We start from the raw sequence: 24630 nt of genomic DNA on the forward strand, positions 1-24630 counted from the left end.
GTCGTCTGCAAAAGAGCCGCTAAATCTGCAAAACCAACAACCAAGTTTAAACCTCTTTTTTTAATCATTCCCCTTCTTCTTGCGTCTGGTTCTTTTTTTCGCATTGCTGTCCTGGTTCTGACGGGAAGGATCTGAACCCTGGCCGAGAGAAAATTGCTCCACAACCGCCGCATCAGGAGACGGCTCCTTAAAGCCACAGACATCCCGATACATCTGCTCATAGTCGAGAGCGGAGCGATCCCAGCTGTAGTTTTGAGTCATTCCACGTTGCTGCAACTCACGCCAGCAATCACGATGACGGAACGCCTCCCAAGACCTCACTAATGCTGTATAGAAGTCAACAGGCTCAAATCGATCGAAGCAGAATCCAGTACCGGTTTGATGAATAGGGTCGTAGGAAGGCACCGTGTCGACAAGACCACCCACTTTGCGCACCACCGGCACGCTGCCGTAGCGCATGGCCAACAGCTGACTAATGCCACAGGGTTCGAAGCGACTCGGCATCAGAAATGCGTCACTGCCGCCGTAGATCAAACGTGCTAGGTCATCGTCGTAAGTGAGGAAAACCGAGAAGCGGCCAGGGTTCTGAATTGCCAATTGCCACAGGCCGGATTCCAAACCACGCTCACCAGTGCCCAGCACGACGATCTGGGAATCTGTGTAAGCAAGCAACCGCTCTGTCACCTGCAGCAGAAGATCAACCCCTTTCTGATCCACCAACCGACTCACCATCCCCAGTAGATAGGTGTCTGGATTGACCTCAAGCCCCATGCGCTGTTGAAGGGCCTGCTTGTTCACAGCACGACCTGAAAGGTCATCGGCATTGAAAGTGGCTGGCAAAGACTTGTCATTGCCAGGGTCCCAATCCTGCAGGTCAATGCCATTGAGGATCCCACGCAGTTTTCCAGAGATGTAGTTCAACAAGCCATCAAGGCTCTCCCCGTATTCAGATGTACAAATCTCTCTGGCATAGGTGGGGGAGACGGCATTCACCCGATCGGCATAAAGCAAGGCTGCCGCCATGGTGTGATCCCCTTGCATGTACCAGGGGCACCAAGTCATCCGATCAAGTTTCCAGCGCCAGGGGCCCTGATATTTGAGGTTGTGAATGGTAAAGACCGTGCTGATTTCAGGGTCCTGATGCATCCACACAGGAATCATCCCGGTATGCCAGTCGTGGCAATGCAGCACTTGCGGTTTCCAAACGTTCCAGGCAAATTCCGTTGTCGCGCTTGCGAAAAACGTAAAACGCCAATCTTCGTCTTCTCCGCCGTAGATCCTTTCAGGATCAAACACTGGATGCCCTACCAGATAAAGGGGCAAACCATTGCTGGGATGACTTGTCTCATAGATGGCGAACTCGTTGCCCATGGTCTGACCCCGCCAAATCGGATCAGTAGGGATATCCAGCAAGCTCCAGAGCTTGCCGTAACCAGGCATGATCAGACGCACATCATGATCAAGCTTGGCCAGAGCTGGGGGCAATGAGCCCACCACATCACCCATTCCACCAACCTTGACCATCGGCGCGCATTCCGCAGCAGCAAATAGCACGCGCATTTTCAAGTCAGTCGAGAGCCGCGAGACTCTAAATGTGCATCAGCTCAATCAGATCACGATCATGGGAGAACCTTGAGCGGCGTGCCGATTTTGACCAGCCGATAGAGGGATTGGATGTCCTCTTCAAACAGCCGAACACAACCATGGGAAACGGCTCGGCCAACAGTCCAGCGGTGGGGCGTTCCATGGAAGCCAGACGTGACGCAGCCATCAATCGTTAGCCAACGATCACCATCGTGAGCGTCTCTACCATTGCAATCTCGATAGAAGCCGATCCAGCGACTACCAAGGGGATTCTTCGGCCCAGATCCGATTCGCTTTCCGCTCTGGGGATGCTCCCAAATGGGATGGGGAGTTTTGCTTAAAACTTGAAACTCACCTGTCGGAGTCTCCCAGCCAGGCATGCCAACCGCCACTGAGAAGCTTTTAATTAAGGAGCCATCTTCCAAAACAAGCAGCCGACGGCTACGCCGATCCAAGACCAGATGCCGCCCCTCACGTTCAATCACAGCGAGGGGGAAGCTGGCGACGATTTGGGGAAGAGAGTCCTGAACAGCTGCATGAATCAGGGAGGGCAGCAGCGGCAGTGGAAGCGGTAGCAAGAACTCCTTCCCCAAAGCAAACGATGCGTCAATCATGACGCTGCCTAGAGCGGCTGGTTAGGGAAGCCAGCCTGAGCCTGAAAAATCTGGACGTCGTTTTTGTAGAAAAGCATTTCGCCCCTCCTGGGCTTCATCCGTTCGATAGAACAGATGGGTGGCCTGGCCGGCTAGCTCCTGAAGTCCTGCCAAGCCATCGGTTTCAGCATTGAATGCGGCCTTCAGGCAGCGGATGGCTGTGGGGCTGTGCTGCAACACCTCTCTTGCCCAACGCACTCCCTCTGCTTCAAGACCATCAAGAGGAACAATCTCGTTGATCAACCCCATTTTCAGCGCTTCTTCAGCTCCGTATTGACGACAGAGAAACCAGATTTCACGAGCCTTGCGTTGCCCCACGACTCTGGCTAGGTAACCAGCACCAAAGCCACCATCAAAGCTGCCCACCTTGGGACCGGTTTGCCCAAACACGGCATTCTCTGCCGCCAGACTGAGATCACATAACAAGTGCAGCACTTGGCCGCCGCCGATCGCATAGCCAGCGACAAGTGCAATCACAACCTTTGGCAAGCTGCGAATGATGCGCTGTAGGTCGAGAACATTGAGGCGCGGCAAACCCTCCTCATCGAGGTAGCCACCGTCGCCGCGCACACTTTGGTCACCACCTGCACAAAAGGCATAGCCGCCATCGTCAGCAGGTCCAACACCGGTGAACAAAACCACGCCTAAACGTTGGTCGTCTCGAATTCTGGTAAACGCATCACAGAGTTCCATCACCGTGCGTGGTCGGAAAGCATTGCGCTTGGTCGGACGATCAATCGCAACCCTGGCAATTCCTTCTGAACTGCGATCAAGCAGGACGTCTTGATATTCACCCCAGGGTTCCCATTCGATCGTGGGCTTGCCAGGCAAAACCTGTCTTGGCCTCCTATCAAACCGATTGGAATCCATAGCCATCGGGATCAAAGATCAATGTGGCCATTTTGGGAAATCGACTGCAGATGCATCATCAATCCCTCGCGAAGCTGTTGCCTCATCGATGAATCTTGACGCCGATGCGTGCACACACGTATCAAAACAGGTCCAGCCTGGAAGAGCCCCCACTCCAAGGCTGCTGGTAGGTCTTCGAGACAGGCCACCTGACGGTGAGGAATGTTATGAGCCCCTGCAAGAGCAAGAGGGTCAACCTCCTGAGGCATGGCAAACAGCTGCTCAAATGCTTCGCTAGGAGCTGTCTTCACCAGAAGTTGCTCGAAGATGCCTCCGCCACCATTGTCGATCAACACCACCACCAAAGGCGGGCGCTGGGGATGAGCAAGCAACCAGCCATTGCTGTCATGAAGGAGAGCCAGGTCGCCGCTTACAAGCAAAGTGGGCCCAAGAGCCATCGCTAAACCCATGCTTAAAGAAAGGGTGCCGTCGATACCAGACGCGCCTCGAAAACTGAAGCATCGTCTCGAAAATAAGCTCTTGTCCGCATAAGCCAGCCAGTCCCTCACAGGACTACTCGCTGCCAACATGATTGGTAGCTCAGTTGGCAGAAGACGGGATAACCAGCGAGCCAGGGCTGGTTCTGTGATGGCACCCTGCAGGGGTAACTGCTGATCCAGCCACTCCTGAGCAAAACGATCGCTGATTTGCCATTTCCTCAGCAGAGCCTTGGTTGCCTGTTGAGAGGCTGCATCAGCATCGATCCAGCGATGGTGATGGTGTTGCCACCAGCTCGTCAATCCATGATTCCATTGCACTGACAAACCAAGGGGATCGAGACAACGGGAGTCTCCCTCTGTAATCAGGAGCTGACCGTCACCAAAGCTTTTCAACCATGCCTCAAGGCTCCGACTGGCTGACATTGGTCCTAGACGCAGCACTTGAAGCTGCTCCTGAGAGCCTAAAAGCCCAGTAGCCAAAAGCAGCTCCCAGGAGCGGATTAGACCAGGTTGGTCTGAAGGCAGAGCCGATAGTGGATCGGCCAGCACGGGCCAGCCACTCAAGGCCTGCCACTCCCGCAAGGATTGCTGAAAAGCAAAGAGGTCTTTGCTTAGGCCTCGCCAAGCACCAGCTATCACAACGCCGGGTCGTAAAGGATCCAATGCAAAGGGAGCCTGATCGGTAACCCCATTAGTCCCCTCAGCTGCCATTGCCAGATTGATTGGCTTGATCGGAGATGAACGTGGAATCTTGGGAGACCACCCCTTCCAGATCATCCTCTGCTCTTCTTCACTGAGATGTAGAGGTTCCTCAAAAGGCAGATTGAGATGAACGGCCCCTGCGGGGTGATGAGCTCGTTGCCAGGCCTTCTCTGCGAATGATTCCAGCGTTTCTTTACTGAAAAGATGCAACCCCTCTCTTGGGCCCTGCCCAATCCATCGACAGGCAGGACTCAAGAAAGTCTCCTGATTCACCGTTTGATTGGCACCGCAGTCTTTGAGTCGATAGGGGCGGTCAGCAGTGAGCAGCAACAGGGGCTGACAGGATCGATCAGCCTCCACCGCTGCAGGCAAAAGGTTGGCTACAGCGGTGCCCGAAGTGGTCACTACAGCTGCTGCAGTGCCTGTAGCAGTGCTAAAACCCAAAGCCAAGAAAGCAGCAGAGCGCTCATCAATGGCAGTGCTAAGCCGCAAGCGATTGGTACGTGCCATTCCTCCTGCAGCCAGTGCAAGGGGACCCGAGCGGCTGCCTGGACAAAGCACGAGATGGCGCAGCCCCAAGGCATGAAATGCCTCGAGCAAGCTCAGGCAAACCAACAGATTGTTGTGAGCAAGAGACAGAGCTTGAGCCTTAGCCAATGCGATTCTCGGTCAATACCGACCGGCGAGGGCCGACTTAATCAGTTTCGATGACCCCGACACCTTCTCCTCCTCGAAAAGAAGCAAGCGGTAGCTGGCGCAGCCTGCTGCTCTGGGTAGTTCTGGCCTTGTTGATGCGCTGGCAGGTGGTGGAGCCTCGCTGGATTCCCTCCGGTTCAATGCTGCCAACCCTTCAGTTGAAGGATCGCATTCTTGTTGAGAAGGTTCGCCCTCGACTTGCACGTCAACAAGAACAGCCTTTGCCACTGGGCAGCGTGGTGGTGTTTCACCCGCCATCCGCACTACTGGATGCTGGCTACGACCCTAAAGCGGCCTTGATTAAACGCGTGGTGGGGCGTCCGGGCGATCAACTGGAAGTTCATCATGGTCAGCTCTTGCGCAACGAGATCGCCATCAAGGATGACTGCCGTGATGCACCAATGAACTACGAGATGGCGAAGGTGACCGTTCCTGAGCATGAACTTTGGGTGATGGGGGACAACCGCAATTCCAGTCTTGACTCTCATCTCTGGGGGCCATTACCAGAAGAAGCTGTGATCGGAACAGCTATTTGGAGGTACTGGCCACTCAATCGGTTCGGTCCAATACGGTTCCCCTCCCAAGGCAAGAGTGGATCAAACGACCTAGCTGCGATAGGGTCAACATCGTGACGAAAAGCACACCGGATGTTCAACCCGGAGTTCCTGACCACCGATAACAGCGATTGCCAGGACGGTAATGGGCTAATTCAGTACCTTCAGGATCAATCCCCTGATGTATTGCAGCGAGTTGCCAAGTCCGCCAGCAATGATATTCAGGACATTATTCGCCACAATGTTCAGGGCCTGCTGGGCATGATCCCAGGTGAGCAATTTGAAGTGAAGGTCACAGCCAGTCGAGATAATCTCGCCAGTTTGCTCGCATCAGCAATGATGACTGGATATTTCTTGCGCCAAATGGAGCAACGCAAGGAATTGGAAGAGTCGTTGTTTTCAGATGAAGCGATGGCAGTCGACACAGATGATCTCAATCTTTGAAGGCTGCCTGAGGATCTTTCGGTACCACACCAAGGTTGAGCAGGCGTTGATCAACGCTGCCTAGAAAGCTCCAGCTGGCTTGATTGATAGCCCATGGGCGTCTGGAAATAGATTCACTTAAATCTCGAACGTGATGAGGCTTGAAGGCCACGATGTCGCTGAAGTGAGCAGACACAAGCCAGCGCATCCCTTTCAGGCGCCGCATCTCATCCAACCATTCCAATAAGACGTCCTTCGCTCTTGGAAATACCAGCCGCTCCAACACAGGCGCAATTTGTAGGAGTGGGCCGTTCTTCCCGAGACGCTCCTGAGCCGCAGCTTCCCATCCGGGCTGCCAAGCGAATGGAAACAGGCCGAAATGGGCTTTAGGGCTAAGTGTTCCGGGCCTGAAGGCATTGCGCAGCACCTCCAACAGGGGAGGAATCACAAGCGGCCCTGGCTTCAGATAGGTCGCGAACAACACCACACGGGCCCATCCTCGGCGGCGCGCTTGTGGAGAATCCTCAAGGGGTTGATCACCCCGATCACGGGCGTGGAATAACAAGGGTGTGGGGTCTAGATCAAACAGAGCTGGAGGCTCTGCCTCGATGCCCACTAGAGCATCTGTTACCAATACAGCTCCGGAAGCTCGGTGAAAACAAGCCACCTCTTCAAAACGGCCAAGCCCCAAATCCAGGGGGCCTAAAGGCAGCCAAGTACAACTGTCTGGATGGGGAAAGCCGTCCTCCTGCAACACCTTGGTGCGGCGCGCTGGAATGCCCAGCCAAGATGAAGGCAAGGAAATTGGGAAACTCCACTGACCAGGACAAACCCATACCTCTGCCTGTGGGAAGGCTCGTGCCATTGCCGGTAGAGACAGTTTGTGCTCTAGGCCAGACGCGGTGGGGAGCACAATCGTGACGACATTGCCATGTGTGGCCTCCAGATCAGCTAGAGCTCGGCGCAACTCGGGAGTAGGCGGAAGGGGATTGAACAACATCAACCCACCTGGCACCTTCACCACGGTGAGCCTTACAGGCACAGCGACGTAATAGAGGCCTTGGAGTTGTTCAAAACTCCAGATCTGATTGGGTATTAGTTCCCGGACCAGGGTGCGGCGCTGACCATAGGGATAGAGAGGTAACAGCGGCCACCAAGGCCACTCTTGATCAAGCCAAGAGACAGTCTTATTGGCACTCACTTGACCTGAAATAGCTTGATTCTCGGGAGTCATATCCTCAGTTTGTGCAAGTGGTCAACATCTTCTGCAACTGGTTTTAGGTACAAGCTAGAGATAGAACAGGCGAGCAAGCGAGTCAGTCCCTGGATGACGCCCAACTACGGGATGCGTCGCAACAGCGCGAGGCCGAGGCAACTTGCCAATTATCTCAGAGGAGTTCACTCTGAGCGGCATGGCTTGTCTCTGCGCAGCAAGATCAGGCCGAATGGCCAGGGGTTGAAATAGTTGCTCTTCAATATCGCTACTGATGGGAAGGCTCTTAACTCCGGCAAAGAGAACGTTTACCAAAAGCCCGCAGTAGGTCAAGGAAAGCCTGTTAAACCAGAAAAGACCAGCGTGTGATTATGGGCGTATGGGTTAGAGCAGAAGCTGAAACCTCGAAGCTTGCACATGCCGTCGCCTAATCTTCGCGGCGAGAAGTACAAAATAAATGCCAATGCTTCTACCATTATCCATACATAGGCCTACGCAAAAAACCTAAAAATCATTCAAATAGCTTGAACAGCAAGAAGGGGCCGGTACAGATGCTGGAATGATTTAAATATCAAGGATGAGAATAGCAACTATTAACTTATATACTGCTCTCATTCTAACCCGTAGGCGTTGGCAACAAGAAGGCGCCGGCATTTACTATTAAATTAATCATTAACTCTGTTACTCCTGAGGCTACTTTTTAGAGTCATTTTATTGATCTAAGCATTGATTGATATGCGAAAATTGCAAAAGAAAATGGCCTAAAATGCATGGTTAGCATCGTTGATGCTAAGTAAGAATTCGTTCATGAATGTCTGTCTAAAGTCTGTTAATTCTAATCAAAGATAGAGATATAATGAATTCAGCCTAAATAGTATTGAGCTTTTTTGGGCTGGCAGAGATTGCTCAGTATTTGAGATTCAAGAAGACACCAACTAAAATCAAGAGTACTGTAAGCAAGGCTGCCCATATGATAATCGGGCTAATTGAGGGATTATTTCTTTTGCTGAGGGCATCAAAAACCTGCTCCTGAATCTCCTGGTCAGAGAGCTCGACTACAGCTTCTGCCGTGGACTCATTTGAATCAATAAAGAGCGAAGCGACTTTTGCTATTGAAACTATATCTGCACCTTCAGCGGTTAATTGACTTTGCAGCAAGGGCTCTGATTTGAGCTTGGCAAGAAAAACTTTGAGCTGTGCTGCTTGCATTGCAATCTTGCTATCATTAATTACTCTATCAAGATCATGTGCAATATCAACCTTTCGTAACCAACCATAATTATAAAACTCTGCCTATGAACGATGATGATGAAAAGACTGCAAGATCCTGACGAAATAAGTGAAGTCCCGTGATTCTCATGCTATCCATTGCATTTTGATCGAAACTTACATCCCAATGCAATCGTTGTTGGTTTGAGGAGATCTATTGCCGCAGTTGATATGGTCTATTTACAGCAGAGCTTCATCACTATCAAGTTGGACACTCCATTGGCTATTTAGATCCAATTAGATCAATTGCGTTGTTCGTTTCTCCTCCCATTATCGCTCACTGAATCCTCGATTAAAGAAGAACTGAGGAGCTCTGAACTCCGATCCAAAGTTCGAATTCAGTTGCTGTTGCAAAGATCGAACAACGCCACTTCGGCACAAAGGCCGGGACCAAAGGCGAGTGCCAGGCAAGGTCCGCTGCAAGCCTTATGACGCATGCGTTCAAGAATGAAAAGAACGGTGGCCGAAGACATGTTGCCGTGAGCTTGAAGGATGGACCTGGATTCAGCCAGGTGCTCATGCTTGAGGGCCAAGGCGTCGGCGCAGGCCTGCAGGATCCTCGGCCCCCCAGGGTGGAGGGCCCAGCTGCGGATTTCAGTCAGATCGGATCCATGGCCCCTCAACCAACTGCTCAGCCAAGGTTGCAATGCATCAGCTATCGCCTCTGGCACCTGTGGTGATAAACCCATAGCGAAACCATGATCTCCGACCTGCCAATGCATCAGACTGCTGGTGTTTGGAATCACGGTGGAGCCAGAAGCCTTCAGGGTCAGAGATTGCTTCGATTCCGCCAAAGCTTGAGAAGCAACCAAAGCTGCGGCTCCATCCGCGAACAGGGCGTTGGCTACCACCTTCTCGGGGTCCCAGCCGTAATGAAGATGGAGACTGCACAGTTCGACAGAACACAGCAGCACTACAGCGTTGGCATCAGCTTCAGCGAACGCCCGCGCCACACGTAGACCGTTCAAGGCACCGTGACAGCCCATGAATCCCACATGGGTCCTCTGAACACCGGGGTCAAGTTCAAGTTGGTCGATCAGAGCAAGGTCAACACCCGGAGCCTTGAATCCGGTACAGCAAACGGTCACAAGATGAGTGATCACATCAGCGGCTAGCTCGGCCTCCTCGAGGGCAAGACGGCATGCATTGATTGCTAGCGCTGAAGCATGGTGATCAAACTCGTTCATCCTTGCGGCAGTCGTGGGGCTTTTGGCCCCGTAGAAGGGCAAACGCTTGCTGATCGGCTCACTCGCGTCGTCTCCCAGCAGAACGCTGCCCCTGTTCTGAACCTGAGTTCGTCGCTGAATCCGGCGGACCAGTGCCGCTCGTTCGGGACTGTCGGCACTGACCAACTCGGCAAGCGCCATGGAATCGCTCTGATTGACTTGTTGTTCCGGCACTGCAGTTCCCATGCCGCGAATGGTCAGAGGCATTGCTGACTTCCGGCGGAGGGGAGCGTCACATGGTTCAGGCTGGCAACAATCCGTTCAGACAGTGCCGGCCAGCGGCTGCTCAGTTCAAACAATGCCCTCGTCGGCTTTGGCTGCCTCAGCACCATGGCCAGAGTGCGACAGATCCGCTGGCGACGACCGATCCGCAGCTTCAGCTCTCTCGTCCAGCGTTTCTCCAGATCATGGCTCCAGCGCAGGAGGCCTTCTTCAACGAATGGTGCCGCTGCGGCACCTGCAGTGAGGGCCCAGGCAATTCCTTCTCCTGTAAATGGCTCCACATAACCCGCTGCGTCACCCATCACCAGAAAGCGCTCTCCGGCAACAACTTCAGCGCCGCGACTAAGAGCTGGTGTCAGCTGCCATCGCCCCTGTCTCAGAGCAGCAGGTGGTGGGAAACCAGCCTGCATAAGCACATCCTGGGTCGCTCCGGCCGCTCCTTGCCCATGGGCTATCGCCTGCCGATCGAAAGCGGCTGCCAGATTAAGTAAACCGTCCTCTCGGCGCACCAGACCCACATAACCACGTTCGCCGATTGCCATGTGAATAGCGCCTGCGGCGTAGTGCTTCTCATCATCAACAAGAACACAACCCGCCCCAACCCTGGAACGACTACGGATCCTGGTGATGCCAGTATCCTGCTCGGGCAAGCAACGCTGGGCAAGCCCAGCTGCAACAAGCACGACACGCGCCCTGACGTGGTTCTGCTGACCGCTGCGCTGATCCTTCAGCCGCACAATCCGCCAGCCTGGCTGGACTTCTTCGACCCCGGCGCTCATTTGACAGCGAACGGAAGCTCCAGCTTCAACGACCGCGTCCATCAGTGCCTGATCGAACCGTTCCCTGGAGAGAGCAAAACCATCGGGAATGGCTAGAGATGTTTGACGACCATTCAGGCCGAGGCGAAGGGTTTGCAGTCGTACGCCGCCGCGATCAATAATGAGATCGTTCTGCCCCAGAGAGGCGAGAGTCGCCTGAGCCTGTTTGTTAAAACAGCAACCACACACTTTCCAGCGGGGGAAAGCGCGTTTTTCCACAAGTAACACCTTTAATCCTCGCCTTGCGCAATCCAGGGCGGCTAGTCCCCCTGCAGGACCGGCCCCAACCACCAGTACATCCCACGACTCCGGCATCTCAATGTCGCTCCCAGCTGAGCAGGTAACGCTCAGGCCAGCAGCGATTCAGTTGAACACCCTCCAAACCTGCGCGCCGGGCTAAAGCCATGATTTCCGCAGGACGGAAAGCGGCACGAACCGAAAGGGGGCCATCGGTATGGACCACCCAGGAGCGACTCAGGAGACGTGTTCCAGCCCAGGCCATCACGTAGCCCAGACGACTGCGGATCAGATCATTAACCAGCACAAGCCTGCGGGCCCTTGTTGCCATTCTGGCGAGAAGCCGTTCCACGTCGCTGTCGTCTAAGTGATGGGTGAAAAGGGTGCAGAACACCACATCGAACCATTCATCATCAACGTTTTCAGAGAGTGCGTCGGCAGAGAAGAATGTCAATTTGGCATTCCGTTTCCATGCATTGGCACGGGCAATACGCACGGCTTCTGGGTTGAAATCACAGGCTTGAATCTCGAGCTTCAGGCCCTGGCGCTGTGCCATCAGAGCAAGATCGATCGCTGTGTCTCCACCTCCGCAGGCGAGCTCGAGCACCCGTAGGGGAGTCTCGGGGTGGCGGATGGCTAGAGCCTGAATGGATTGGAATAGACCTGCAGAACAGCGGCTGATGGCATTGATGCGACGCAAGCCGTTTAAGGCCCTGGCATGTTCAGTGGGATCAAGCCCTGGCTGATCCATGACTTCCGGTTGACGATCACGCCGGTTGAGAGCCTCACCCCAGGGCATCGGGCACGAACGTGGTGTTCCCTCAACTTAGGCAGAAGGCTGGTGCGGAAATTGTCAGATCATTTTTAATCTCGATCGAACCGTAGATGCAGGCAATGCGCCCTACCACCGAACCGGTCAAGGCCCCAAAAATTCTCTCAACAACAAGCTGCTGAACATTGCCAGAGAGCACAGGAGAGGACTCATTGCTCAGGTAGACAACGTGCAATTGCAGGAAACATGACTCTTTGCACAAATTCCTAGGGACATCAAAGGGATAAGGTCTGCAAACAAATTGCAACCACAGCCGCAAAGCGGCAGCAGCGGCAATCAAAGCCACGCTTGATCAAGTCAAGTGATTGTTTGAACTGGAGTCTCAGGCGTAATCAGTGGATTTTCTATTGAAAATCCACATCATGAACAGAACGTGGCTGCTCAATTTAAATCTGAACAGAGATTAGGTATTGAGCAATTGGTGTTCCTCAAACCACATTGAGCAGAGCCAATTGAAGAGGCCCATAAAAATCAAGTCATCTCTAGTCAGACTTGCGCTGTTCGGCCACGCCTATGGAGCAAGTGAACGCTGAACTTTCAAAATGCCGTATCGAGGGGAGAATAAGAAAGTCAGCAGGAAAAGAACGGTCTGCACCAGCACAATGCAGCCTGCAGTGGAACTATCGGTCCAATAGCTGATGTAGACCCCTAGAACACTTGAAAGGGCACTGCTGAGGATTGCGAGCAAAGTCATCCGATCAAAGCGGTCTGTGAGTAGATAGGCCGTAGCGCCAGGAGTGATTAACATCGCAACCACCAGAATGATGCCTACGGTCTGTAGACCAGCAACAGCAGCAAGTGATAACACTGATAACAGCAAATAATGTAGTAGTCCTGTATTTATGCCGATCGATCGTGCATGGGTTGGATCAAAGCAGAACAACATAAAATCCCTGCGAAGAACCAACAGAATTGCCACCACAATTCCAGAAATCAAAAGTGTTTGCTGGATATCAGCCATTGAGATTCCGAGCACATTGCCAAAAAGAATATGGGTGAGGTCGATGTTGCTTCTGGTTTTGGATACCAGTACCAATCCGAGCGCAAAAAAACCTGTAAAGACAAGGCCAATCACAGTGTCTTCCTTGACCCGTGACTTCTGTTTTACAAAGCCAATCAAAGCCACCGACCCCACGCCAAAGACAAAGGCCCCTATCGAGAACGGCAACCCCAGGGCATAGGCCACAACCACTCCGGGCATCACGGCATGGGAGACCGCATCGCCCATTAACGCCCAGCCCTTGAGGGTCATGTAGCAGGAGAGCAGTCCACATACCCCTCCAACAAGAGCGCTCACCACCAAGGCACGCACCATGAACTCATGACTAAGGGGTTCCAATAACCAAGACAGCGTTGTCGCTGTTGCAAGAAGCTCTGTCATTGCTTGAAGTCCTCCGTGGAGGTCGGACCACCGCTCAGGACGTTCGGAACCATGCCGCCGAATGTCATGGCGAGGTTCTCTGGAGTAAAGACCTCTGCCGTTTCGCCATAGGCAAGCACCGTCTTGTTGATGAGTACCACCAGATCGCAGAACTCGCGCACATGACTGAGGTCATGGGTGGAGATCAAGATGGTGTGACCCTCATGACGAAACTGAAGGAACAGCTCCGCCATGAGCTTTTCGGTTCGTACATCAACACCGTTAAATGGCTCATCGAGTAGGAGTACAGAGGCGCGCTGGGCAATTGCGCGGGCCAGGAATGCCCGCTTGCGCTGGCCGCCGGAGAGGGCCCCAATGGGGCGATGTCTCAAGTCGAGGAGCTCCACCCGTTCGAGGGCATGCCAAACCGCCAATCGATCTGATTCCCTAGGGATGCGTAAGAGATTCATCGAGCCATAGCGACCCATCATCACCACTTCCCAGACGCTTATTGGGAACGAGCAATCGATTTCCTCGCTCTGAGGGACGTAGGCAACAGCCTGATCGCGCTGGGCACGGGGAACTGATAGCCCATTGATTTGGATCGTTCCTCTTGATGGTCTTACAAAACCCATCAGGGCCTTGAAAAGGGTTGACTTGCCAGAACCATTCATTCCAACTAGCCCGCAGATGCAGCCAGCCCGCAAATGCAGGCTGGCGTCATAAAGCGCCACGACGCCGTTGTAATCCACGCAAATTTGATCGGCCTCAATGCGCAGGCGATCGCCGAAAGGAATTGAACGACACTGATCCATTATTTTTCGCGATTGACTGGTACCAATTCATCCAGAATCAGATCGACGTTATGTCGTTGAAGATCGAGCAAGGTCGAGGCCGGCCCATCGGCTTGCGAAAGAGAATCAACAAAGAATGTACCGCCAAAGCGAGCGCCGCTAGCCCGTGCGACCTCACGCTGAGCCTTGTCGCTGACAGTGCTTTCGCAGAAGATCGCTGGCACTTCACGCAGCTTGACGGTCTCGATGAGTTTGGCCATACGTTGAGGTGTGACCTCACTCTCTGCATTGACAGGCCAAAGGTAAGCCTCCTCCATGCCGTAATCCTTTGCCAAGTAGGTGAAGGCTCCCTCACAGGTGACCAGTAAACGACGTTTGGCTGGAATCGTTGCCAGAGATGTCCTTAGTTCATCATCAAGTTTTTGGAGCTGGTCTTTGTAGCGACGACCATTAATGGCAAAGGTCTTGGCACCTTCTGGATCAATCCTGCTAAAGGCTTTCACCAGTTGATCGACGTATTGCATCGCCCGTTGCGGAGACATCCAGGCATGAGGATTGGGCTTGCCTGCGTAGGCATCCCCCTCAATTAACAGTGGCTCCATCCCCTCACTAAGAGTCAGCGTTGAGACCTTGCCAGCAGCGGCAGTGAACTTGCGCGCCCAGAGTTCCAGCCCAAAGCCATTTTCGACAATCAAATCTGCACCAACAGCTTGGGCCAGGTCACTTGGCGTGGGCTGATAACCATGAATTTCAGCGCCCTGCTTGACGATGGAGCGCACCTGTAAACGGTCGCCGGCAACATTGCGTGCCATGTCTGCCAGCACCGTGAAGGTGGTGAGCACAAGAGGTTTGCCTGAGTCTTGGGCCTGGGACTGGCTCGCCATCCTGGTTGGTGGTGTGCAGGCACCTAGAAGTGCAAGGCAGCAGAAGGAAAGTACAAAACGGACGGCTTGACGCCCAGAGATCAATTGAGACACGTGATAGGTCCGTTCGCACCAAAGGACTCTCAGGGGGTATTTCATGTTCCCTGAAGCTCCTAAGTATGGAATCTTGCTGAGCCCAAAAAGAGGCTTTTCAAAGAAGTTGCGACTTAGCAACAAAAAACCCCCTCTTGAGAGGGGGTTTTGAGGTTCAGCTGCTGCCAAACCTTGTATTGGTGATGATCAGATCAGCCAATCGCAGGAGCAATCAGAGCCACAGGTGTGGACTCAGCAGCTGCCAGGTCGAGAGGGAAGTTATGAGCATTACGCTCGTGCATCACTTCCATACCGAGGTTGCTGCGGTTGAGCACATCAGCCCAGGTTGGTACAACTCTGCCTTGGGCATCGAGAACCGACTGGTTGAAGTTAAAGCCGTTCAAGTTGAAGGCCATAGTGCTAATACCCAGTGAGGTGATCCAGATGCAGATCACCGGCCAGGCAGCCAGGAAGAAGTGCAGACTGCGGCTGTTATTGAAGCTGGCGTACTGGAAGATCAGACGACCGAAATAACCGTGGGCAGCCACGATGTTGTAGGTCTCTTCCTCTTGGCCGAACTTATAGCCGTAGTTCTGAGACTCGGTTTCGGTGGTTTCACGAATCAACGATGAGGTCACCAGTGAACCGTGCATGGCGGAGAACAAACTGCCGCCAAACATGCCTGCCACACCAATCATGTGGAAGGGATGCATGAGGATGTTGTGCTCTGCCTGGAACACCAACATGAAGTTGAAGGTTCCAGAGATGCCTAAAGGCATGCCATCCGAGAAGGAACCCTGACCAACGGGATAGATCAGGAAAACAGCAAAGGCTGCCGACAGCGGTGCGCTGTAGGCCACACAGATCCAAGGGCGCATGCCCAAGCGGTAGGAGAGTTCCCATTGGCGACCCAACCAGCAACAAATGCCGATCAGGAAGTGGAACACAACAAGCTGGTAAGGACCGCCGTTGTAAAGCCACTCATCAACAGAAGCAGCTTCCCAAATGGGATAAAAGTGCAGGCCGATGGCGTTGCTGGAAGGAACAACAGCACCAGAAATGATGTTATTGCCGTAGAGGAAAGAGCCAGCAACAGGCTCACGGATACCGTCGATATCAACCGGCGGTGCCGCAATAAAGGCAATAGTGAAGCAGATGGCAGCTGCCAACAGCGTGGGAACCATCAGGACACCGAACCAACCCACATAAATGCGGTTATTGGTAGAGGTGACCCAATTGCAGAAGGACTCCCAGCCACTGAGGCGACCACTGCGAATGGTGGTGGTCATTGAGTATGAAGAGGACGTTAACGAGCCTCAACCCATGGTTAGGGAAGACTCGCCATTAGCATATAAAAATTGGGCAGCAAAGCTCACTTGCTGCAAGTGCTTTCCTCACATTGCGACGTAGTGCGCAAGCAAACTTCATGAAGTTTGCTTGCGCACTACGCAGGGTTCGGCGAGGCGCCTGGTTGGCGAGCCAACTCCTTGATCCAGCTGATTCCCTGTTGTGAAAAGCTTGACCAATCGAGACGTTCCTGCTCTGCAGCCTTAGCAACCAGCAGCGGTGCCTGAATCTTTAAGGCTTCCAAATCCGGCTCAGCAACGCCACTGTTCAATGCCAGCCAATCGGCCATTGAGCGTCCAACAACACGGGTTAGGTAAGCAGCGCTGAGCGCCTGAACAGTACCCGCTGCAAGCCAGCTGCTGCCGTCAAGTTTGGCTACGCCCAATAGAGCTTGGCCACTCCACTCCACCACTCCCTGGGCTAGAGCCGCCCCAGCCAACTGGCGAGCTGCCAACTGCAGAACCTCTGGCTTCAAGGAACACTTCCAAATCCCCGCCATTTCTTTAATCATCAAGCCGTTGACCACAGCCACGGCTAGAAGATCCGTTGTGGGTAAAGGAGAGGCAAAAACAGCTCCTGCAACCAACCATTGAGTGCGCTGTTGTAGTCCAAGGAACTTCTGCCTGCGAAGTTGCTCTAACTCGGCTTGCCAATTGCGGTGCAGACTGCCCAACAAGCGCTTACGCGTGATCTCAAGATTTCGCTGAGGGTGCTCTAACAGACGTCTCACCGGCGCAAGGGCTTCTGAAAGATCGTCTTGATTGCCTGTCCAACGAAGCACCTGTCCGCTCAAGCGTTGTGGCAACTGAGCTTGAAGTGCCTGCAGCTGATCGACCCAAGTAGATGAATCTTGCCAAGAGACGATCAGCCAGATGGGTTGATTGGCTGGCACCCTCTCTAACCAAAGAAGGTCTGCTGCCATCAACGGCAAAGGTAAGACATAGAGCAAGACATCCTGCTCTTGTAGAGCTGCGGGCCAGACCCAAGACTCGCCTGTCTGAGAGAGAGGCCGCGCCCAGCTGATGCTCAGTGGAGTGGATCCTGCAATGGCTGTCTGAACATCGGGATGATCCTCAAGAGAACCCTCTCCGGAATTCACAAAAGAAACTTTTTGAGGTTCGGAACGCTGTAGAACGGCATCAAGGGCCTCGCTGCGCTGTTGGCGAAGCGCAACCACATCGTCCTCACCCTCTTCTAGGTCCTCAAACTGATCAAGGACCTCTTTGCAGCGACGGATCCAGCCCTGCACAGAATCTGGTGCATCAAAACGGGCCGGTATTGAGGGCCTTGACAACCACCAGACGCCCGCACCAGCAACCATCAAGCCAAGACCACCGCCAGGCAGATGAATCACATCAGTGAAGACCCACTGACCGAGGACGAAGGATCCTGTGATGAGTGCTACCCGGCCAATTAAGGCAGGGGAGCGAGGCACAAGATTGATCAGTAGGGCTGGAAGCTTCACGGGGCACCACCTGTCGTGCAAGCCTTACCAGCCTACGTGACCTTCTTCGTTCAATTAATGGCTGAGAGAAGACTTTGCGTTCATTTGGCTCCCCAAATGGGATCACAAAGAAGCGTTTCTCTGATGAAGATCAAAAAAAATTTAATCCCGTCATGAACCCCAGGCATGTCGCGAAAGACGACGATGCGTCACACTTGCGCCTGATTGAAGGCCGTAGGCCATGACTGATTCTTACAGCGATCCGCAACGACAAGAAAGGCATGGTGATGGTGCCCGGGAGAGCGGAAGGGCTGGATTCCGAGGTGGGCGCGGTCCTGGGAACCGTGAAGCCGGCGGATTTCGTATCCGTTTGAGCGACAACGAAATGCGCTCTGCCAGAGCCCTGCAGGAAGCCTTTCAACTGCGCTCCACAGTGGCGGTACTGGGATTTGCCTTGCGCACCCTTGGCCAGATGTTGGAGGACGGCCAATTGGACGAACTGGTGGCCAGTGAGCGTTCCAAGGCCCCAAGTGGTGGCAGACGAAGAGAAGAAGGAGCTCAGCGAACGCGTAGTGATCGCTCTCATAGAGACAGACAGCCAATGCATCGAGGGGCTCGACCTGATCCTTTCGCAAGGCCAGCCAAGCCTCAACCATCGGTTCAAGAGCCCGAGAAGGCTCTAGAAAGTGAACAAAACCGAGCTGAAGAACAAACTCAAGAACAGGCCCAGACTGCTGAAAGCGAACACTTGCACTCAGCAGAGCAAGAGCAGGACCAGGCTGCTGAAACTCAACAAGTGCAGGCAATAGAGCATGAACCTGACAATGCACCTAGTGAGGGCTGATTAATGCAGCGCCCGCGGGTCCTTTCCGGCGTCCAGCCGACTGGTGCCCTCCATCTGGGTAACTGGTTGGGGGCCATCCGCAACTGGGTAGATCTTCAGAGCAGCCATGACACCTATGTCTGTGTCGTGGATTTACATGCCATTACCGTTCCGCACGATCCAGAACGTTTGGCCGAGGAGTCCCTCTCCACAGCCGCTCTCTACCTGGCCTGTGGGATGGATCCAGATCTCTGCAGCATCTTTGTGCAGAGCCAGGTTTCCGCCCACAGTGAGCTCTGTTGGTTGCTGAACTGTGTTACGCCTTTGAACTGGCTAGAGCGAATGATCCAGTTCAAAGAAAAGTCAGTCAAACAGGGGGACAACGTTTCTGTGGGACTGCTGGACTATCCGGTGTTGATGGCAGCAGACATTCTTCTTTATGACGCTGATTTGGTGCCTGTGGGCGAAGACCAGAAACAACATTTAGAACTCGCCCGTGACATCGCTCAGCAGCGCATCAATGCTCGCTTCGGTAGTGAAGAGAAACCTGTCCTTAAAGTTCCAGATCCCCTGATCATTAAAGAGGGGGCAAGAGTGATGAGCCTTAGCGATGGCCGCAGCAAGATGAGTAAAAGTGACCCCAATGAAGGAAGTCGTATCACACTGCTTGATCCGCCTGAACTGATCACAAAAAAAATCAAGCGGGCCAAGACAGACCCCCAAATGGGCTTGCAATTTGGCAACCCAGACCGCCCAGAGGCTGACAATCTGCTTGGGATTTACGCCATTCTTAGCGGCCGCGGAAGAGACGCAGCTGCCCAAGAATGCGCAGAAATGGGATGGGGAACCTTCAAGCCTCTGCTGGCCGACGCCACGGTGTCAGCCCTTGAGCCGATACAGCATCGTTATCAACAACTCATGGGCGACCGCATTGAACTCATCAGAGTTCTTGACCAAGGCAGGACAAGAGCGGAAGAGACCGCCCAAGCAACCCTTCAACGAGTCCGCCAGGCCCTTGGCTTCCTGATAGCCAGCTAATCAATACAGGCCGAAAGAAAAGCTTGGCTAATCATTGAGGATTAGTGATGGTCGAGGCCTCCTTGTGGCACTGAAGTCAGCGAGTTCTAGCCATCAGCAAGGGTCTCGTGAGACGCAGGATCTGTTGTCAATGTCAGCTTCAGGCTTATGCACACTCTGCTGCGTGAGTCAAGGGTATTAGTCACCATCTCGCCAGACGGGGGAGGTATTGATCAATGTGACAAACCGTTTAGTTGGTTTACGTGCTTCGCTCGTTCCCATTGCAGTTTGGCTTTTCAAGTCAATCGAATCATTCGAATTGGGTCACGGCAACTTTCGCCATGATCAGTCTGAGTGTTCTCATGGGTACTGGCCAGACCTTGCAAGCTGAACGCATTCAGTTACCTAAAGAACATGCTTTTAGGGTGAACGTTGCTTATCAAAGCAATGAAAGCCAAAAGCTGCACTATTTAATAACGCCCGAACGTCGAGCCCTTCTGAACACCATCCGTTATGCAGAAGGCACTTGGAAAGAAGGAAAAGACCTCGGATATCGCACAATGTTTGGAGGGGGTGTCTTTGAGGACCTCTCTCAACACCCCAATCGAGTTGTGGTGAAGTTTTACAGCAGTGCAGCAGCAGGGGCCTATCAATTCATGCCATCAACTTGGATGGCAGTAGCGAAGGAGCTGAACTTACCCAATTTCCAACCACAACATCAAGATCAAGCAGCGTTGCACTTGGTTAGCAAGCGCGGTGCTCTCAAGGAAATAGATTCTCTTGGTTTAACGCACTCCGCGATGGCTCGTCTTGCACCGGAATGGGCTTCGTTTCCTAATTGGGCTGGCAACAGCAGTTATGGACAGCCAGTCAAGAGCCATGCAGAGTTGGCAAAATTTTATTCAGCCAATTTGCGTCAACTGCAGCAGCAGGCCTTAGCAAGCTAAAAGCATTTAACTTCAGAACCAGAGGAAGTTGTGTGCTTCTACTCGAAAGACATCCCTTGATTGCAACCAAATCCTAGCGTTCCCTTTGCGGATCACTCTCTAAAAGAGACATCCAAAAAGGATGACGATCACAACAGAAGCAGACAATCTCGGCAGCTTTCTTGCCACGAGCAAAGCCCATAGTCGATGCCCTCAACCATGACCCTGAGCATTGCGATCAGGGCCGTAAGCGATTTGCTCACTTTTTTTGCTGACGGGCCTGCTGGTAGCTGGATTATCAGCAAAGCTCAAATTCCATGACAGACCATTCCCTAAGCAGAAAATGTTAGGCATCAAGCGTCTCTCGGATTGATTACGATCAAAGCCATGTGTGCTGGGGGTAGGCAGGTAATGTCAACATCTTTTGCTCACGACAGCCAAGAACGGCTACAAAAATGCCTAGGCGGTTAGATCGTCTGTATAAAAACCATTTTGAGATCGTAGGAAATGGCTCTGACGAATCTAAGCAAGCCCCCATTGAAGTCTATGCTGGTATTTTGCTTGTTGGACTTGCCAGAAAATTTGATTCAATGTTCCTTTTTCGTAGAGTCCCTCTACGTTGTTGCTAATGTGCAAAATATTTTAGTCCAGCATTCAGAGGTGCAAGGATTGCTAGTGATATAGCTGATAAAATAGAACACTATTTCAACTCATCAAAGAAAACTCCTTGCTATGCCTATTATTGCACTTCCAGACGGAAATAAAAAGAAGTTTGATCAACCCGTAACCATTATGGAGGTGGCCGAAAGCCTTGGGCCTGGATTAGCAAAGGCGGCTATCGCAGGCCGAGTCAATGGCGTATTGCTTGATACCTGTATCCCTATCGAGAAAGACTCTGAAGTCAATATCATCACGGCGAAAGACCAAGATGGAATTGAGACTATTCGCCACTCATTCGCTCACTTGATTGGTCATGCCGTAAAGCAATTATATCCCGAAGCAAAAATGGCCATTGGTCCAGTTATTGAAGATGGATTTTATTATGATATTGCCTATGATCATCCTTTTACTCCTAAAGACTTGGAAGCGATTGAGGCTCGTATGAAAGAGCTGGTTAAGCTTGACTACGACGTTAATGTTGAAATAGTTTCAAAGGAAGAGGCTCGTAAGGAATTCGAAAAGCGATGCGAGCCCTACAAGATCGAAATCGTAGATGAAATTCCTGAGAATGAAATTATTAAGCTATATCGACATCAAGAATATACTGATATGTGTAGAGGTCCACATGTGCCTAACACAAGGCATTTGCGCACTTTCAAATTAATGAAAGTATCAGGTGCTTATTGGCGAGGTGATTCAAATAAAACAATGTTGCAGCGCATCTATGGCACGGCCTGGGGAAGTTCCAAAGAGCTAAAAGCTTATCTCAAGCGCCTTGAAGAAGCTGAAAAGCGCGATCATCGCAGGATCGCCAAGCAAATGTCTTTATTTCATACTCAAGAAGAAGCTCCTGGGATGATTTTCTGGCATGCCAAGGGTTGGGCTATTTATCAGGTTTTAGAGCAATATATTCGCGAGACCCTGAGCCTGCATGACTACCAAGAAATCCGAACACCTCAGGTTGTAGACCGCTCCTTATGGGAGAAATCAGGCCATTGGGAGAAGTTCAAAGATGACATGTTTACAACGACATCTGAAAATCGTGAATATGCCATAAAGCCTATGAATTGTCCCTGCCATGTACAGATCTTCAATCAAGGCCTAAAAAGTTACCGTGACCTGCCAATTAGATTGGCAGAGTTTGGTTCATGTTTAAGGAATGAACCATCGGGTTCACTTCATGGTCTCATGCGCGTGCGCAATTTTGTTCAAGACGATGCTCACATCTTTTGTACTGAGCTTCAGGTTCAGGAAGAGGTTTCTAAGTTTATTGATCTAGTCTTTGAGGTTTACAGATCATTTGGGTTTGACTCGGTGCTTATAAAGTTATCAACCAGGCCCGAAAAGCGTGTTGGTAGTGATGAGATCTGGGACAAATCAGAGAAGGCCTTGTCCGATGCATTGGATGCTAAAGGTCTTGCATGGGACTTATTGCCAGGGGAAGGTGCATTCTACGGGCCTAAAATTGAGTTTTCTTTAAAAGACTGTCTTGGTAGAGTTTGGCAATGTGGAACGATCCAGGTTGACTTCTCGATGCCGGAACGTTTGGGAGCATCTTATGTAGCAGAAGACAGCCAGCGCAGAACACCAGTAATGTTGCATCGAGCAATTCTGGGTTCTTTTGAACGTTTTATCGGAATTCTGATCGAGCACTATGCTGGACGACTGCCTATTTGGCTAGCACCTGTGCAGGTGGTAGTGATGGGGATTACAGACCGTAATGCTCAGGCTTGTCAGGATATTTGCAAGAAGTTATCAGCTCTAGAATATCGAACTGAAGTTGACTTAAGAAATGAAAAAATTGGTTTTAAAGTTCGCGAGCATACTCTTCAGCGTGTACCATTTTTAATCATTATTGGTGATAAAGAACAACAGAGTGGAGAGGTGGCTGTGCGCACTCGAGAGGGCAAGGACTTTGGCAGTATGCCTTTGAAAGGCTTCACATCACTTCTGGATGAAGCAATTGCTCTTAAAGGTAGATCAGGTGTCTCTTGACAAATGTTGTCAATAGTTAGGTGATAATAATAATTGAGGAATACCTCGCTTTGGAGTGAATCTCTCTTCCGTCTGGATGAGAAGCTGAATAGCAAATTGGGCCTGGCGATAGGAGAAGCTGATTGCTTCTCGTTGGTCGTTCTGGCTCTCTCGTTGGAGCAGGCTCTTTCTGCTCTGTGAAGAATCAGAACTTCTTTATGGTCTCCGATGCAAGCACTACTCAACCATCAAAAGAAATGACTGGTCTTGCGAAACGTCAATCAAACCAGTGGGGAATCTCAATCCGTGTTGAGCAGGGCCAAGTCAGGTGGGGGCTCATTAGAGCTTGTTAATGAGTCTTTGCCGACCGATCTAGGCATGGGAATCACTATCCCTTGAGCTAATCAGCAATCTATCCAACGTAAAAGTTGCAGATCTCTCGCTGTCAATGCAGCCTGAGGGAAGCCCTTTGCCTCATTCGTCATCACCATGCCGTCCCCGAGAACCTTTCTGGCAGGTGATTTGGGGGGCACCAAAACCTTGCTTGCGCTCTATAGCTGGGACGAAAAGCAACTCAAGCAACAGCACCGGCGGAGGTATTTATCCAATCAGTGGACTTCGCTTGAACCCATGCTGAGCCACTTCATCGCCCATTTGCCAGGGGAGATGGAGCAACCCAATAACGGCTGCATCGCTGTTGCAGGATCGGTTCGCCATGGTGAGGCACGTATCACCAATCTGCCCTGGAGCCTGAAGGAGAAGGACCTTTGCTCAGCCACGGGACTGAAGCATTTGGAACTGATTAATGACTTTGGCGTATTGATCTACGGCCTACCCTTTCTCAACGACGCGCAGCAGGTGGAGCTTCAGCGTCCACAGCAGCATTTGTCTGCACAAGGACCCATTGCAGTTCTGGGGGCAGGTACTGGACTTGGAATGGCCCGTGGCCTGCCCACAAAAGATGGGATGGTGGCGCTGCCCAGTGAAGGCGGACACCGTGAATTTGCTCCTCGCAGTGAATGCGAGTGGCAACTTTGTGAGTGGCTCAAGGCCGATTTGCAGCTCGAACGCCTTTCATTGGAACGTGTTGTCAGTGGAACGGGCCTGGGACACGTGGCGCGCTGGCGCCTACAGCACAGTGACGCAGATGGTCATCCTCTGCGAGGTCTGGCCGATGCTTGGCGCCATGGTGCTAATGATCATTGCGACCATTTGGATCTGCCTGCTCTTGCTAGTCAAGCCGCAAGCGAAGGCGATTCAATTCTTCAAGAAGCCTTACAGCTCTGGCTCGCTGCTTACGGCTCTGCTGCGGGAGATTTAGCTCTGCAGGAACTCTGTGTCGGAGGCCTCTGGGTGGGTGGGGGTACCGCTGCGAAGCAGCTTCAAGGTCTTCGCTCAAGCACCTTTCTTGAAGCCTTCCGCAACAAGGGGCGCTTCCGTCCGTTTCTAGAGCAATTGCCAGTGATGGCAGTGATCGATCCCGAGGTGGGCCTGTTCAGTGCAGCCTGCAGAGCACACATGCTTGCTGAGCAAGGTGGGACACTGACCTAA

23 protein-coding genes are annotated in these 24630 nt (G+C 52.3%); 7 read left to right on the forward strand and 16 right to left on the reverse strand.

Going from position 1 to position 24630, the window contains the following annotated elements:
• Nucleotides 1–60: 60 nt before the first annotated feature.
• From glgA to menD, 4 genes are read right to left on the reverse strand one after another with little or no spacing between them, the layout of a single operon-like run.
• Entirely contained in the window at nt 61–1560 is a 1500-nt protein-coding gene (glgA, locus tag AKG35_RS02150; RefSeq protein ID WP_011129782.1) for a glycogen synthase GlgA, read from the reverse strand.
• Between the two features lie 59 nt (nt 1561–1619).
• Nucleotides 1620–2198 (reverse strand): L,D-transpeptidase, encoded by a 579-nt coding sequence (locus AKG35_RS02155; protein ID WP_011129783.1) that lies wholly within the window; start codon nt 2196–2198, stop codon nt 1620–1622.
• A 21-nt stretch (nt 2199–2219) separates the two neighbouring features.
• Nucleotides 2220–3113: a 1,4-dihydroxy-2-naphthoyl-CoA synthase gene (gene menB, locus AKG35_RS02160; RefSeq protein WP_011129784.1), complete on the reverse strand. Its 894-nt coding sequence runs from the start codon at nt 3111–3113 to the stop codon at nt 2220–2222.
• A gap of 5 nt (nt 3114–3118) precedes the next feature.
• Nucleotides 3119–4945, reverse strand: coding sequence for a 2-succinyl-5-enolpyruvyl-6-hydroxy-3-cyclohexene-1-carboxylic-acid synthase (menD, locus tag AKG35_RS02165; protein ID WP_419177150.1), 1827 nt, complete (start codon nt 4943–4945; stop codon nt 3119–3121).
• A 50-nt stretch (nt 4946–4995) separates the two neighbouring features.
• Between menD and lepB the strand changes: the two genes are divergently transcribed.
• Both lepB and AKG35_RS02175 read left to right on the forward strand, forming a co-directional pair.
• Entirely contained in the window at nt 4996–5616 is a 621-nt protein-coding gene (lepB, locus tag AKG35_RS02170; protein ID WP_011129786.1) for a signal peptidase I, read from the forward strand.
• 15 nt (nt 5617–5631) lie between these two features.
• Nucleotides 5632–5982, forward strand: a complete 351-nt coding sequence (locus AKG35_RS02175; protein WP_011129787.1) for a DUF760 domain-containing protein — start codon at nt 5632–5634, stop codon at nt 5980–5982.
• Here the strand turns inward: AKG35_RS02175 and AKG35_RS02180 are convergent.
• The 11 genes from AKG35_RS02180 to AKG35_RS02235 form a co-directional block, all read right to left on the reverse strand.
• Nucleotides 5972–7195, reverse strand: a complete 1224-nt coding sequence (locus AKG35_RS02180; RefSeq protein ID WP_011129788.1) for a DUF4336 domain-containing protein — start codon at nt 7193–7195, stop codon at nt 5972–5974. The genes AKG35_RS02175 and AKG35_RS02180 overlap by 11 nt on opposite strands.
• Nucleotides 7196–8080: 885 nt before the next feature.
• Nucleotides 8081–8383, reverse strand: coding sequence for a Nif11 family protein (locus AKG35_RS02190; protein WP_011129790.1), 303 nt, complete (start codon nt 8381–8383; stop codon nt 8081–8083).
• A 398-nt stretch (nt 8384–8781) separates the two neighbouring features.
• Entirely contained in the window at nt 8782–9876 is a 1095-nt protein-coding gene (locus tag AKG35_RS02195; protein WP_011129791.1) for a type III polyketide synthase, read from the reverse strand.
• Nucleotides 9867–11024 (reverse strand): NAD(P)/FAD-dependent oxidoreductase, encoded by a 1158-nt coding sequence (locus tag AKG35_RS02200; RefSeq protein ID WP_011129792.1) that lies wholly within the window; start codon nt 11022–11024, stop codon nt 9867–9869. The genes AKG35_RS02195 and AKG35_RS02200 overlap by 10 nt, the downstream gene beginning before the upstream one ends.
• Nucleotide 11025: 1 nt before the next feature.
• The gene (locus tag AKG35_RS02205) at nt 11026–11745 is read right to left on the reverse strand and encodes a class I SAM-dependent methyltransferase (RefSeq protein ID WP_011129793.1); all 720 of its coding nucleotides are present in this window, start codon (nt 11743–11745) and stop codon (nt 11026–11028) included.
• A gap of 22 nt (nt 11746–11767) precedes the next feature.
• A complete protein-coding gene (locus tag AKG35_RS02210) occupies nt 11768–12064 on the reverse strand; it encodes a hypothetical protein (RefSeq protein WP_011129794.1) in 297 nt (98 codons plus the stop codon).
• A gap of 225 nt (nt 12065–12289) precedes the next feature.
• Nucleotides 12290–13159 (reverse strand): metal ABC transporter permease, encoded by an 870-nt coding sequence (locus tag AKG35_RS02215; protein ID WP_011129795.1) that lies wholly within the window; start codon nt 13157–13159, stop codon nt 12290–12292.
• A complete protein-coding gene (locus tag AKG35_RS02220) occupies nt 13156–13953 on the reverse strand; it encodes a metal ABC transporter ATP-binding protein (protein ID WP_011129796.1) in 798 nt (265 codons plus the stop codon). The genes AKG35_RS02215 and AKG35_RS02220 overlap by 4 nt, the downstream gene beginning before the upstream one ends.
• Complete coding sequence (locus AKG35_RS02225) at nt 13953–14954, reverse strand: metal ABC transporter substrate-binding protein (RefSeq protein ID WP_011129797.1); 1002 nt, start codon at nt 14952–14954, stop codon at nt 13953–13955. The genes AKG35_RS02220 and AKG35_RS02225 overlap by 1 nt, the downstream gene beginning before the upstream one ends.
• Before the next feature lie 146 nt (nt 14955–15100).
• A complete protein-coding gene (gene psbA, locus AKG35_RS02230; RefSeq protein ID WP_011129798.1) occupies nt 15101–16177 on the reverse strand; it encodes a photosystem II q(b) protein in 1077 nt (358 codons plus the stop codon).
• Nucleotides 16178–16332: 155 nt separating this feature from the next.
• Nucleotides 16333–17700 (reverse strand): YcjF family protein, encoded by a 1368-nt coding sequence (locus AKG35_RS02235; protein WP_011129799.1) that lies wholly within the window; start codon nt 17698–17700, stop codon nt 16333–16335.
• Nucleotides 17701–17920: 220 nt separating this feature from the next.
• Here AKG35_RS02235 and AKG35_RS02240 point away from each other — a divergent pair, with 220 nt between their 5' ends.
• From AKG35_RS02240 to AKG35_RS02250, 3 genes are all read left to right on the forward strand, one after another.
• Nucleotides 17921–18523, forward strand: a complete 603-nt coding sequence (locus tag AKG35_RS02240) for a hypothetical protein (protein WP_011129800.1) — start codon at nt 17921–17923, stop codon at nt 18521–18523.
• A 3-nt stretch (nt 18524–18526) separates the two neighbouring features.
• Nucleotides 18527–19540: a tryptophan--tRNA ligase gene (trpS, locus tag AKG35_RS02245; RefSeq protein WP_011129801.1), complete on the forward strand. Its 1014-nt coding sequence runs from the start codon at nt 18527–18529 to the stop codon at nt 19538–19540.
• A 320-nt stretch (nt 19541–19860) separates the two neighbouring features.
• Nucleotides 19861–20466 carry a glycoside hydrolase family 24 protein gene (locus AKG35_RS02250; RefSeq protein WP_052646214.1) on the forward strand — a complete coding sequence of 202 codons (606 nt, stop codon included), beginning with the start codon at nt 19861–19863 and terminating at the stop codon, nt 20464–20466.
• 192 nt (nt 20467–20658) lie between these two features.
• Here the strand turns inward: AKG35_RS02250 and AKG35_RS13160 are convergent, their stop codons facing one another.
• Nucleotides 20659–20799, reverse strand: coding sequence for a hypothetical protein (locus AKG35_RS13160; protein ID WP_162009609.1), 141 nt, complete (start codon nt 20797–20799; stop codon nt 20659–20661).
• 378 nt (nt 20800–21177) lie between these two features.
• Between AKG35_RS13160 and thrS the strand changes: the two genes are divergently transcribed.
• Entirely contained in the window at nt 21178–23100 is a 1923-nt protein-coding gene (gene thrS, locus AKG35_RS02255; RefSeq protein ID WP_011129803.1) for a threonine--tRNA ligase, read from the forward strand.
• 468 nt (nt 23101–23568) lie between these two features.
• A complete protein-coding gene (gene glk, locus AKG35_RS02260) occupies nt 23569–24630 on the forward strand; it encodes a glucokinase (protein ID WP_011129804.1) in 1062 nt (353 codons plus the stop codon).

The organism is Prochlorococcus marinus str. MIT 9313 (genome assembly GCF_000011485.1).
Classification (GTDB): Bacteria; Cyanobacteriota; Cyanobacteriia; order PCC-6307; family Cyanobiaceae; genus Prochlorococcus; species Prochlorococcus marinus_D.

What these genes read in the sequence shown, in the direction of transcription:
- AKG35_RS02180 (WP_011129788.1), bottom strand. Translation starts at nt 7,195, where the DNA reads ATGACTCCCGAGAATCAAGCTATTTCAGGTCAAGTGAGTGCCAATAAG.
- glk (WP_011129804.1), top strand. Translation starts at nt 23,569, where the DNA reads ATGCCGTCCCCGAGAACCTTTCTGGCAGGTGATTTGGGGGGCACCAAA.
- AKG35_RS02190 (WP_011129790.1), bottom strand. Translation starts at nt 8,383, where the DNA reads ATGCAAGCAGCACAGCTCAAAGTTTTTCTTGCCAAGCTCAAATCAGAG.
- AKG35_RS02175 (WP_011129787.1), top strand. Translation starts at nt 5,632, where the DNA reads ATGTTCAACCCGGAGTTCCTGACCACCGATAACAGCGATTGCCAGGAC.
- AKG35_RS13160 (WP_162009609.1), bottom strand. Translation starts at nt 20,799, where the DNA reads ATGCCTAACATTTTCTGCTTAGGGAATGGTCTGTCATGGAATTTGAGC.
- AKG35_RS02155 (WP_011129783.1), bottom strand. Translation starts at nt 2,198, where the DNA reads ATGATTGACGCATCGTTTGCTTTGGGGAAGGAGTTCTTGCTACCGCTT.
- psbA (WP_011129798.1), bottom strand. Translation starts at nt 16,177, where the DNA reads ATGACCACCACCATTCGCAGTGGTCGCCTCAGTGGCTGGGAGTCCTTC.
- AKG35_RS02205 (WP_011129793.1), bottom strand. Translation starts at nt 11,745, where the DNA reads ATGCCCTGGGGTGAGGCTCTCAACCGGCGTGATCGTCAACCGGAAGTC.
- AKG35_RS02225 (WP_011129797.1), bottom strand. Translation starts at nt 14,954, where the DNA reads ATGAAATACCCCCTGAGAGTCCTTTGGTGCGAACGGACCTATCACGTG.
- lepB (WP_011129786.1), top strand. Translation starts at nt 4,996, where the DNA reads ATGACCCCGACACCTTCTCCTCCTCGAAAAGAAGCAAGCGGTAGCTGG.
- AKG35_RS02200 (WP_011129792.1), bottom strand. Translation starts at nt 11,024, where the DNA reads ATGCCGGAGTCGTGGGATGTACTGGTGGTTGGGGCCGGTCCTGCAGGG.
- AKG35_RS02220 (WP_011129796.1), bottom strand. Translation starts at nt 13,953, where the DNA reads ATGGATCAGTGTCGTTCAATTCCTTTCGGCGATCGCCTGCGCATTGAG.
- glgA (WP_011129782.1), bottom strand. Translation starts at nt 1,560, where the DNA reads ATGCGCGTGCTATTTGCTGCTGCGGAATGCGCGCCGATGGTCAAGGTT.
- AKG35_RS02240 (WP_011129800.1), top strand. Translation starts at nt 17,921, where the DNA reads ATGACTGATTCTTACAGCGATCCGCAACGACAAGAAAGGCATGGTGAT.
- menB (WP_011129784.1), bottom strand. Translation starts at nt 3,113, where the DNA reads ATGGCTATGGATTCCAATCGGTTTGATAGGAGGCCAAGACAGGTTTTG.
- thrS (WP_011129803.1), top strand. Translation starts at nt 21,178, where the DNA reads ATGCCTATTATTGCACTTCCAGACGGAAATAAAAAGAAGTTTGATCAA.
- AKG35_RS02250 (WP_052646214.1), top strand. Translation starts at nt 19,861, where the DNA reads ATGATCAGTCTGAGTGTTCTCATGGGTACTGGCCAGACCTTGCAAGCT.
- AKG35_RS02195 (WP_011129791.1), bottom strand. Translation starts at nt 9,876, where the DNA reads ATGCCTCTGACCATTCGCGGCATGGGAACTGCAGTGCCGGAACAACAA.
- AKG35_RS02215 (WP_011129795.1), bottom strand. Translation starts at nt 13,159, where the DNA reads ATGACAGAGCTTCTTGCAACAGCGACAACGCTGTCTTGGTTATTGGAA.
- trpS (WP_011129801.1), top strand. Translation starts at nt 18,527, where the DNA reads ATGCAGCGCCCGCGGGTCCTTTCCGGCGTCCAGCCGACTGGTGCCCTC.